Here is an 11,186-nt window from a genome sequence, read left to right as displayed (position 1 = left end):
GCGTGCGGGCAGCCGACAGCGGTGCCGTCGCGGTGACTATCGTTGGCGACATGCCGCGCACTCCGGAGAACATCGGTTCCGCTGCGCTCGACTTCCTCGGCGAGCGACACCTTGCGTCACTCGCGACGCTTCGACCCGACGGCACCCCGCACGTCGTTGCTGTCGGGTTCACGTACGACCCCGACAGTGGACTTGCTCGGGTGATCACTCGTGAGGGCAGCCAGAAGGTGCGCAATGCCGAGCGCGGTGGCTATGCCGCCGTGACCAACGTCGACGGTCCGCGGTGGCTGACGCTGGAAGGCCCCGCGACTGTTCACCGCGATCGCGACCGCGTTGCGGAGGCCGAACGGCGCTACGCCCAGCGATATCGGGAGCCGAAGCCCAATCCCGAGCGCGTCGTCATCGAGATCGACGTGCAGCGTGTACTCGGTTCGCACTCGCTTCTCGATTGATCGTCACCCTTCCCTCGGGGCCCGGGTCTACAGCACCCGCAATTCGTGCGGGCGGACATTGACCGGTTCGCAGCCGTCGTCGGTCACGATGACGATGTCCTCGATCCGCGCGCCCCACTGCCCTGGGAAGTAGACGCCAGGTTCGATCGAGAACGCCATCCCGGCCTCGAGGACGAGGTCGTTGCCGCTGACGATGTAGGGCTCCTCGTGAACGGAGAGCCCGATGCCGTGGCCGGTGCGGTGAATGAAGTTCTCCCCGAACCCCGCGTCGACGAGTACTTCACGCGCCGCCGCGTCGACCTTCTCGGCGCTCACTCCTGGCCGCACCGCTGCGACCGCGGTCCGCTGGGCGAGCTCGAGCGCCGCGTACGCACGTGCCCTCTCGTCGGTCGGCTGGGCGAAACAGTATGTGCGGGTGGAATCGGAGTTGTAGCCCGGTTCGACCGGTCCGCCGATGTCGATCACGACGATGTCATCGGGTTGGATCACCCGGTCGGACTGCTCATGGTGCGGATCGGCGCCGTTGGGACCCGACCCGACAATGATGAATTCGGGTTCCGTGTGTCCCTCCGCGACGATCGCCTCGGCGATATCGGCGGCGACGTCGGCTTCCGTTCGTCCCGGACGCAGCCACTCGCCCATGCGTGCGTGCACCCGGTCGATCGCGGCGCCTGCGCGTCGGAGAGCGTCGACTTCGTTGCCGTCCTTGATCATTCGCATCTGACGGAGCACCGGCGTCGCAAGGGTCGGGGTGGCTCCCAGACGATCTGCGATCGGCACGAGATGGAGCGCCGGCATCGACTCGGAGACCGCGACGGCAGCGGGAGTCGGCAACCCGGCGACGGCAAGCGCGTGTGCGTCATCGCCGTCGACCCAGTCGACGACGTCGATGTCGAGTTCGCTGACCGCGGAGTCGCGCACGGAGGCGAGCTCGAGTCGAGCGATCACCAGTCGAGGGGTTCCAGATGCCGGGATCACCAGCGCCGTCAGACGCTCGAAGGTGTCGGCGCGAGAACCGGTGAGATAGCGCAGGTCGGGTCCTGGAGAAACGATGAGGGCGTCGAGTCCGGCTTTGCCGGTCAGCACAGCGGCCCGTGCGAGGCGACGGCGGTACACCTCGGCGTCGAAACGCTCTTCTGCAGTGGCGGTCACGAGTCGAAGCCTACGCGGATGGCAGAGTTGAGACATGCCAGGATCAGTGATGTTGCTCGACGGCGCAAGCCTGTGGTTCCGCTCGTTTCACGCACTGCCCGAGAAGCTCACCGCCGCCGACGGACGGCCCGTGAACGCGGTCCGTGGATTCGTCGACACAATCGCTTCTCTGGTGTCCCAACACCATCCGACCCGCCTCGTCGTCTGCCTCGACCTCGATTGGCGTCCGGCGTTTCGTACTGACTTGCTGCCGTCGTACAAGGCCCATCGGGTGGCGCAGGAGGCGCCGCATTCCGGTGACGGAAGTCGAGACGAACCCGACATCGAAGAGGTTCCCGACACCCTCACGCCACAGGTCGACATGATCCTCGACGTGCTGGCCGCCGCGGGACTGACGACATCGGGAGCACCGGGGTGCGAAGCCGACGACGTGATCGGCACACTCGCCGCGATCGAAGCCGACGACGACGTGATCGTGGTCAGCGGCGACCGGGATCTGCTTCAGGTGGTGGCCGATGACCCGGTTCCGGTGCGCGTGCTCTACGTCGGACGCGGACTGGCGAAAGCCGAGCTGATGGGACCTGAGGAGGTTTCCGAGCGATACGGCGTGCCCGTCGACCGCGCCGGCACGGCCTACGCGGAGATGTCGATGCTGCGCGGTGACCCGTCGGATGGGCTGCCCGGCGTGGCAGGGATAGGCGACAAGACAGCCGCGAAGCTGATAACCGCCTACGGCGATCTCGACGCGCTCGAGGCCGCAGCCGACGACCCGTCGTCGACGCTCACTCCGCGCGTGCGGTCGGCACTGCGTGATTCGACGGACTACCTCCGTGCCGCACGGACAGTGGTGACGGTGCGCACCGATGCGCCCACGGTGGAGAGCATCGATGACGATCACCTGCCGTCGTCGCCCGCCGACCCCGAGCGACTCGCCGACCTGATCGACGAGCTGCGTATCGGTGCGTCGGTGGGCAGGCTCGCCGACGCGCTCGGGTGGGAGCTTGCGGCGCGCTGATCAGCTCGTCGGACGCGACACCTCGTACTTGCCGTCATCGTCGAGGATCGTCACCTTCACCTGTTGTTTCTGGCCTCCGACGGTGACCGAGCAGCTGAAAGAATTGCCCTTCTTCACGCTCTGACCCGACGGGCACGAGACGTTCGAGACGTCGCTCGCCTGGTAGTCCTTGGTCAGGACCTGCTTCACGCCGTCCTGAACCGCGTTCTGGTCGAGCGTCTTCGGTGCCCAGCCCGGCCATGCGAAGGCGGTGATGAGCAGGATCGCGGCGATCACGACCGCAGCGCCGACGCCGCCGAAAATAACTGTGCGCTTACGGTTTGACGATCCCGACGTTGTTGACGCCGCCATGGACGAGAACGGATCGGCCTGCTGGCCGGGCTGCTGCGGCTGACCCTGACCGTAGTCCGGCTGACCCTGCTGCGGCTGTGCGTACTGTCCCGGCTGGCCGTACTGGGCTGGCTGGCCATACTGGCCCTGCTGCGGCGGCTGACCGTACTGGGGTTGGGCGTACTGGGGCTGACCCGGCTGCGGCTGCCCGTACTGCGCCGGTTGCCCGTATTGGGGCTGGCCGGGCTGCCCGTACTGGGGCTGCTGGCCGTACGGCACTGGTTGCCCGTACTGGGGCTGGCCATACTGCCCTGGTTGTCCGTATTGGGGCTGGCCGGGCTGCCCGTACTGGGGCTGCTGGCCGTACGGCGCCGGTTGTCCATATTGGGGCTGGCCCGGCTGCCCGTACTGCGGTGGCTGACCATACTGAGGAGGTTGCGCCGAGCCTTGCCCCTGCTGATCGGCCTCGTGCGACTGGCCCCCGGGGGACGACTGGTCACCGGCGTTGTTGGGATCGTACGGATGACTCATGCGTCTCTCTCTCGATCGTCCCGGCGATGGTGCACCGGTGTGCAGTGTCGAACGGTCACGGTATCGCGGCGCGACGCGCGTCTCCCCCGCCGTCGTCGCCGACCGATATGCGAAGTGAAGGTTACCCCAGCGAATCGGACTCGTCGGTCAGGCGGTCGACGACTCCCGATCACGTCGAACCGCCCACGCACTCCTGCTACGTCAACCGAGTTCGGCAGCGACAACGCCGCGTCTGATCGCTCCGACCGCTGCGCGTGCCGAACGGGCGAGCGGAGCGTCGTCGCCTACACCGAGGCGGATCTGTTCCAGCAAATCAACGACCTGCCGGTTCCATCGAACGAAGTCGCCGGGTGAGAGCAGCGTGCCGCGTTCGCCCGCGGCGGCCAACGACTCCGTCAGCGACCGACCCGACGCCCACAACGACACGGCGACGGAGAACCCCGTGTCGGGTTCGCGTGTCGGCGACACCCCGTGACGCCGTTCGACGTCGGTGACCTGGCCCCAGATGTCGAGGGTCTCGGCTATCGCAGTCCGCAGGTCGACGTTTCCCGGCATCGCGTCGGCACCTGCGTGACTGTCGCGGCGCGATTCGAACACCATCGCTGCGACGACCGCAGCGAGTTGCGGCGGTCCGAGTCTGTCCCAGATCCCGGCGCGAATGCACTCGGTCACGAGGAGATCGCTCTCGCTGTAGATCCGGCTCAAGAGCTGACCGGTGGGCGTGACCACCACCTCACCGCGATCACTCTCGACGTAACCGAGTTCGGTGAGCACGCCGACGATCCTGTCGAAGGTCACTCCGAGTGTTGATGTTCGCTCGCTGATCGAGCGCTCCGCCGACACGATGTCCCGAACAAGCCGGTTGCGTTGCTCGGCGAGCCGGAACAGGTCGTCGCCGTTGTCGAGCTGATGGGCGGGATGAGCCCGCAGTTGGTGGCGCATTCGGGCCAACTCGGTGTCGTCTGCCGCCAACGCCCGCTTCTTCTGGCGTCCCCGTGGCATCTCGATCCCTGTCGACCGCAGTGCCGATGCCAGATCGCGCCGACCGCGTCCGGTCCTGCGGTCGGGATTCTTGGGCAGCCGCATATGGCCGAGCACCTCCGGCGGATTCACGAAATCACGTGTACCCACGCGGCCGCACCAGGCGTCCTCGCTCAGTACCAGCGGCTTGGGATCTGCCGGTTGGCTCGCGGCCTCGAGCACGACGGCGAGTCCGCGGTGGCGCCCCGATGACACACCGATGACATGTCCGCGTTTGAGGCCGGCGAGGTCGGCGACCGTCGACTCCTGCGTTGCCACACGGCTGCGGAATTTGAGATCCCGCTCCCGTCTGCGGATCTCCTCACGCAGCGTGACGTAGCCGAGAAAGCCTCGGTACGAGTCCGACCCATCATCCGCGCCGTCGGACGGGTCGTCGTCGAGTGCGGTGATCGTCCCGGGCTCGATGCCGCGTTTGTCGGCGGCTCCGGCGAGCTCGACGTCGAGTTTGCGTAGTCGGCGGTACATGTCGTCGACCTTGCGGGATTGCCCGACGACGGAACGGTCGGCCTGGAACTGCGCAAACGACCTGTTGAGTAACTCACGTGACCCCGCGAGTCCTCGACGACCGATCAGGTTGACCGCCATGTTGTATTCGGGCGCGAATGAGCTGCGCAGCGGGAACGTGCGGGCCCCCGCGAGGCCTGCGACCTGTTCGGGAACGAGCTCGGGCGTCCACACGACAACGGCGTGACCCTCGACGTCTATGCCCCTGCGCCCGGCGCGTCCGGTGAGCTGGGTGAACTCACCAGGAGTCAGATCGACGTGTGACTCTCCGTTGAACTTGACCAGGCGCTCGAGAACCACTGAGCGGGCGGGCATGTTGATACCCAGCGCGAGGGTTTCGGTGGCGAACACCATGCGCACGAGTCCTCGCACAAAGAGTTCTTCCACCGTGTGACGAAACGTCGGGAGGAGGCCCGCGTGATGGGCGGCGAACCCACGCCGCAAACCTGCCCGCCACTCGTCGACTCCGAGCACGTCGGCATCACCGGGCGCGATTTCGGTGAGGTGCCGGTCGATGACTTCGTCGACGGCACTCGACTCCTCGGGTGTCAGCAACGACAGTCCCGACCGAAGGCATTGGGCCAAGGCGGCGTCGCACCCCACGCGCGAGAAGATGAATCCGATTGCGGGGAGCAAGCCTTCGCGATCGAGGCGAGCGACGAGCTGCGGACGTGAGAGGGCGCCGGGTCCTCTACCGCGGGTCTGGCGTGGTCGCCCGCGACCGGAACGTCGATCGTGTCCGCGACCGCTGTCGCGGTCGTCTGCCAGGAGCATTCGGTGTCGGATATAGCGTTTGAGTTCGGGGTTGACCTGGGGCTTGCCACCGTCGCGGTGGGGGTCGAACAGGTCGAACATGCGCGAGCCGACGAGCATGTGCTGCTGGAGAGGCACCGGTCGATGTTCGTCGACGATGACGGTGACCTCGCCTCGGACAGTCTGAATCCAGTCGCCGAATTCTTCGGCGTTGCTGACCGTCGCCGACAAGCTCACCACCCGCACCGACGGATCGAGCCCGAGGATGACCTCCTCCCAGACCGCACCACGAAAACGGTCGGCAAGGAAGTGCACCTCGTCCATCACCACATGCGAGAGTCCCTGTAGAGCAGGTGAATTCGCATAGATCATGTTGCGGACGACCTCGGTGGTCATCACCACGACCGGAGCGTCGGAGTTGATCGAGCTGTCGCCGGTGAGGAGCCCGACGTTCTGTCTGCCGTGAACAGCGACGAGATCGGCGTACTTCTGATTACTCAGCGCCTTGATCGGAGTCGTGTAGAAACACTTCGTTCCGTCGGCTAGTGCGAGATGCACCGCGAACTCGCCGACGATCGTCTTGCCGGCTCCGGTCGGTGCACACACCAGCACGCCTTGACCGTCTTCGAGCGCGTGGCACGCCAGCCGTTGGAAGTCGTCGAGCTCGAACGAGAGGCTCGCCGCGAAGCGGTCGAACTCCGTGTGGTCAGCAGACATCGGGCTCAGAACACATCGGGGTCAGAGGACATCGTCGAAGGTCGCGGCGTCGCGCACGGAGGTGCGTCCCTGCTCTGAGACCGGCGAGGGTGCTCCGACGGTCGACGGTTGCGGTCGCGGCGAGACGTCGGGCAGTGGGCTCGCCTGGTCGTCGGGAATCGACGCCCAGTCCGGTGTGTTCCGGTCGCGCCGTCGGTCGTTGAATCGCGAGAACTGAATCGCTACCTCGAGCAGGACAGTCAAAGCGAGGGCCAGGGCCAGCATGGTGAACGGATCCTGGCCCGGGGTCACGATGGCTGCGAACACGAAGAGGGCAAAGATCAATCCGCGACGCCACGCCTTGAGGCGCTCGTACCGCAGCACGCCAACCGTGTTCAGTGCGACGATCAGCAACGGCAGCTCGAAACTCACGCCGAAGATGATGAGCAGATGGATCATGAATCCGAAGTACTGATCGCCCGCCAGCGCGGTCACCTGCACGTTGTTGCCGACGGTCAGCAGGAAGTGGAATGCCTTCGCAACGACGAGATACGCCAGCACAGCGCCTGCGATGAAGAGCACCGCGGCCGCCGACACGAACGAGATCGCGTACTTGCGTTCCTTCTCGAGCAGTCCGGGAGTGACGAACTGCCAGATCTGGTACAGCCACACCGGGCAGGCCAGCACTATGCCCGTGGTCAATGCGACCTTGAGGCGGAGCATGAACTGGTCGAAAGGCCCCGTCGCGAGCAGGCGGCAGGAATCGTCTGCGGTCAGCGTCGCTCGTGACGATGCAGGCAGCGAGCAGTACGGCTCACGGAGCAGGTCACCGAGCGTCGGGAGACCGAAGATTCCGTAGGAGTACCAGACGAAGCCGATGATCGTCGTGACGACGATCGCGGCCATCGAGATGAGCAGTCGGGTACGCAGCTCGAACAGATGCTCCACCAGCGGCATGGTGCCGTCGGGGTTGAGTTTGCGCTTGCGGTACCTCGGGTCGAATGGAATCCGCACTCAGGTGTCCCGGTGAGCGGCTACGCCGACTTCTTGGTGTGATCCGGGGTGGATGGCGCAGTGGTGCTCGCGTCCGACGACGGGAGCTCGCGCTGCGGTGTCGCTTCGTCGGGAGACGCGGTGGTCTTGGGAGGAGTCGAATCACCCTCGCGCTGCATCTCCTGTACCTCGCTCTTGAAGATCCGCAGCGACTGGCCGAGACCGCGCGCCGCGTCGGGAAGCTTCTTGGAGCCGAACAGCAGTAGCACTACCACCAGCACGATCAGCCAGTGCCACCACGACATTGCACCCATCAGGATTTACCTTCCGCTTGTCTTCATCGTCATCGTACCGCGCCATTCAGCGATAGCGCGCCCGAGCTTGCTGTGCGGCGCTGGTCACAGCGCCGTCGATATCCCGATCATCGACGACGCGCACCGTCCCGCCGAACCCCAACAGAAAACGCGTCAGCCAATCCGGTGAGCCGTACGCGAGTCGGCCCCTGATCGGTTCGTGGGTGTCGCGGTCTGCGACGACGTCGTCGAGCGGATCGATGCGGTAGTAGTCGAGAACCCAAGCCTGCTCCGGATCTATCTCGATGTCGACCGACCTGTGGTCAGGGTCATCGCCGAGAATCACCGACTGCTGCGTGCCCGCCACGGATGCCGGCGGCGTCGAAGGCTCGTCGCGCAGCTGCGCGGCCTCGATCCGATCGAAGCGGAACAGGCGCACGCCCTCGCTGCCGCGACACCAGGCCTCGAGGTAGGTGTTGGAGTTCAGCCCCTGCAGGCGTATCGGGTCGACGACCCGCTGACTGACCGAATCGCGCGTCGCCGAGTAGTAGGTGAGGTCGAGTGCGCGGCCTTCGGTCACGGCACGCCGCACCGTCGCGTAGGTCGGGTTCTTCTCGTCATCGTCGTCGTCGGTGACCGTCGCGACGGCGGGAAGAGACTTGCCGACGGCTTGTTCGATCTTGGCGATCGCACGCCGCGCGGCCTGCTGGTCGAGGACTCCCGCCATGTCGACGAGCGCCTGCAGGGCAACCAACAGCACGCTCGCCTCGGCGCCGGTCAGTCGAAGGGGACGGTCCATTCCCGCCGTGAACCCGACATCGACGTACCCCTCGGAGAACTCGAGCTCGATGAGGTCGTCCGGGTAGTAACCCGGCAGTCCGCAGACGAAGAGCTGTTCGAGATCTTTGCGTAGTTGAGTGGGCGTGACCCCCAGATCGCGCGCGGCCTTCTCCATGGAGATACCGCCACGCGTCGAAAAATATGGGACAAGTGCAAGCAGTCGACTCAAGCGCTGCGATTGTGCTGTCGACATCAGGCGTTCACCCCGGCGATCCGATCGAGTCCCGTGATCACGAGGTCGCGCAGTTCGGCCGGTTCTCGGACGACGGCGTCGGGGCCGACGGCCAGAATCATCCGGGCCAGCGTGCTCAGCGACATGATCTCGATGACCAGGTCGTCGCCCTCCTCGCCGTCGAACGAGGCAGGGGTGCTCGACGTCGCGAGGCGTCGAAGCCCTGCCGCACGGTCGGTAGCCACCCAGACACGAGCCGCGCGACCATCCGAACCGGTGGCTGCATCGACGGCGTCGGCGACGATCTGCTGCAGATCGGTGTGCTCCGGACGGTGTACCACCCCGGCCGGGCCGATGGCAGTGACGTCAGAAAGCCTGCTCAGTCGGAAGGTTCGTGTTGCCTCGCGACCGCGGTCGTGGCCGACGACATACCAGCGACCCCGGTGCGTCACCACTCCCCATGGTTCGAGCGTGCGGCGCTCCCCCGACGACGTCGCGCCCGCGCGGTAGGTGAACGTGATGGCCTGGCCCGCGTCGATCGCTGCCAGTGTCGGTGTGAGCGACTGCTCACCCCCGAGGGACCTCTGTGACACCGCTGCGACACCGATCTCGTCGTCGGCACGCACATCGATTCCCGCCGCCTGGAGCTTGAGGACGGCGGTCTGCGAGATAGTCGAGACGTCGGAGTTGTCCCAGAGCGCCGCGGCCATCGCGATCGCCGCGGCCTCCTGCTCGTCGAGCGTGATGTCGGGCAGCGAGTACGAGTCCGGGTCGATCCGGTACCCCTCGATCCCGCTCTCCGGAGAAGGGCCGGTGACCAGAGGCACGCCGAGGTCGCGCAGATCGTTCTTGTCACGCTCGAACATCCGATTGAACGCCTCGGCGGAACGCTCCTGGTCGTGGTAACCGGAGACGTTGCGGCGGATGTACTCGGCGGTGACGTATTGCTTGGTCGAGAGCAGACAGATCACCAGGTTGATCTGACGCTCGACTTTCGACGTAACCACGCCATGCAGCTTACGGCTACATGGATGCGATCAAGCGATCGACGCGCTCGTCGACGCTGCGGAACGGGTCCTTGCACAGCACCGTGCGCTGAGCTTGATCGTTGAGCTTGAGATGAACCCAGTCGACGGTGAAGTCGCGTCCCGCCTTCTGCGCGGCGGAGATGAAATCACCGCGCAACTTGGCTCTCGTCGTTTGCGGCGGCTCGTTGACAGCGGTCTTGATCGCCTCGTCCGTCGTCGCGCGCGTGACCAAACCCTTGCGGGAGAGGAGGTCGAAGACTCCTCGTCCGCGCTTGATGTCGTGGTAGGCGAGGTCGAGTTGCGCGATCTTCGGATCCGACAGCTCCATCGAGTACTTGTCCTGATAGCGCTGGAACAGTTTGCGCTTGATGACCCAGTCGATCTCGGTGTCGACCTTGGAGAAGTCGTCGGCCTCGACGGCGTCGAGCATGCGACCCCACAGGTCGACAACCATGTCCATCTCGGGGTCCGGTGCGCGATTGACCAGATGCTCAACCGCACGTGCGTGGTACTCGCGCTGGATCTCCAGTGCGGTGGCCTGCCGCCCGCCCGCGAGGCGGACCGGGCGCGTGCCGGTTGTGTCGTGGCTGACCTCACGAATCGCCCTGATCGGGTTGTCGAGAGCGAAGTCGCGGAAGGCGACCCCTGCCTCGATCATCTCGAGCACGAGTGCCGCGGAGCCGACCTTGAGCAGGGTGGTCATCTCCGACATGTTGGAGTCGCCGACGATGACGTGGAGCCGCCGGTACTTCTCGGCGTCGGCGTGGGGCTCGTCGCGCGTGTTGATGATCGGACGCGACCGTGTCGTCGCCGACGACACGCCCTCCCAGATGTGCTCGGCACGCTGCGAGAGGCAGAAGGTTGCCGCCTTGGGCGTTGCGAGCACCTTGCCCGCACCGCAGATCAGCTGACGGGTCACGAGGAACGGCAGCAGCACATCGGAGATGCGCGAGAACTCCCCTGCTCGAACGACGAGATAGTTCTCGTGGCAGCCGTACGAGTTGCCCGCCGAGTCGGTGTTGTTCTTGAACAGGTAGATGTCGCCGCCGATACCTTCGTCGGCGAGCCGCTGTTCGGCGTCGACGAGGAGATCCTCGAGAACCAATTCACCGGCTCGATCGTGGTTGATGAGCTGGATGAGGCTGTCGCACTCCGCCGTTGCGTACTCGGGATGAGAACCCACATCGAGGTAGAGCCGTGCGCCATTCTGGAGGAACACATTCGAGGAGCGCCCCCACGACACGACCCGTCGGAACAGGTACCGCGCGACCTCGTCGGGACTCAGTCGGCGATGGCCGTGGAAGGTGCAGGTGACACCGAATTCCGTCTCGATGCCCATGATTCGACGTTGCACTCTTCAACCCTACCCGCGGAATCCTGCGTCGA

The 11,186-nt window shown here is 65.6% G+C and carries 10 protein-coding genes; 2 read left to right on the top strand and 8 right to left on the bottom strand.

The features are described from left to right. Positions 1-50 precede the first annotated feature (50 nt). Positions 51-452 (top strand): pyridoxamine 5'-phosphate oxidase family protein, encoded by a 402-nt coding sequence (locus tag RND64_RS11180; RefSeq protein ID WP_049697533.1) that lies wholly within the window; start codon positions 51-53, stop codon positions 450-452. Between the two features lie 27 nt (positions 453-479). Here RND64_RS11180 and RND64_RS11175 read toward each other — a convergent pair whose 3' ends face one another. Next, on the bottom strand, positions 480-1,640 hold the full coding sequence (locus RND64_RS11175) for a M24 family metallopeptidase (protein WP_049697385.1): 1,161 nt from the start codon (positions 1,638-1,640) through the stop codon (positions 480-482). Between the two features lie 13 nt (positions 1,641-1,653). On the opposite strand from RND64_RS11175, the gene RND64_RS11170 reads away from it, so the two are divergent. Further along, positions 1,654-2,619, top strand: coding sequence for a 5'-3' exonuclease (locus tag RND64_RS11170; protein ID WP_200903205.1), 966 nt, complete (start codon positions 1,654-1,656; stop codon positions 2,617-2,619). On the opposite strand, the gene RND64_RS11165 is transcribed toward RND64_RS11170, so the two are convergent. The 7 genes from RND64_RS11165 to pafA form a co-directional block, all read right to left on the bottom strand. Then, on the bottom strand, positions 2,620-3,480 hold the full coding sequence (locus tag RND64_RS11165) for a DUF4333 domain-containing protein (protein WP_049697383.1): 861 nt from the start codon (positions 3,478-3,480) through the stop codon (positions 2,620-2,622). 201 nt (positions 3,481-3,681) lie between these two features. Beyond that, positions 3,682-6,495, bottom strand: a complete 2,814-nt coding sequence (locus RND64_RS11160; protein WP_049697382.1) for a DEAD/DEAH box helicase — start codon at positions 6,493-6,495, stop codon at positions 3,682-3,684. Positions 6,496-6,516: 21 nt separating this feature from the next. After that, positions 6,517-7,488 (bottom strand): twin-arginine translocase subunit TatC, encoded by a 972-nt coding sequence (tatC, locus tag RND64_RS11155; RefSeq protein WP_049697381.1) that lies wholly within the window; start codon positions 7,486-7,488, stop codon positions 6,517-6,519. Between the two features lie 20 nt (positions 7,489-7,508). Continuing rightward, entirely contained in the window at positions 7,509-7,781 is a 273-nt protein-coding gene (tatA, locus tag RND64_RS11150) for a Sec-independent protein translocase subunit TatA (RefSeq protein ID WP_049697380.1), read from the bottom strand. A 46-nt stretch (positions 7,782-7,827) separates the two neighbouring features. After that, the gene (locus RND64_RS11145) at positions 7,828-8,793 is read right to left on the bottom strand and encodes a helix-turn-helix transcriptional regulator (RefSeq protein WP_049697379.1); all 966 of its coding nucleotides are present in this window, start codon (positions 8,791-8,793) and stop codon (positions 7,828-7,830) included. After that, positions 8,793-9,779 carry a helix-turn-helix transcriptional regulator gene (locus tag RND64_RS11140; RefSeq protein WP_049697378.1) on the bottom strand — a complete coding sequence of 329 codons (987 nt, stop codon included), beginning with the start codon at positions 9,777-9,779 and terminating at the stop codon, positions 8,793-8,795. The genes RND64_RS11145 and RND64_RS11140 overlap by 1 nt, the downstream gene beginning before the upstream one ends. A 16-nt stretch (positions 9,780-9,795) precedes the next feature. Continuing rightward, positions 9,796-11,154: a Pup--protein ligase gene (gene pafA, locus RND64_RS11135; RefSeq protein ID WP_049697377.1), complete on the bottom strand. Its 1,359-nt coding sequence runs from the start codon at positions 11,152-11,154 to the stop codon at positions 9,796-9,798. Positions 11,155-11,186: the final 32 nt, after the last annotated feature.

The organism is Gordonia sp. w5E2, assembly GCF_036540975.1.
Classification (GTDB): domain Bacteria; phylum Actinomycetota; class Actinomycetes; order Mycobacteriales; family Mycobacteriaceae; genus Gordonia; species Gordonia jacobaea.
The sequence above is the reverse complement of the archived record's forward strand: the minus strand, read 5'-3'. Positions and strand labels throughout refer to the sequence as shown.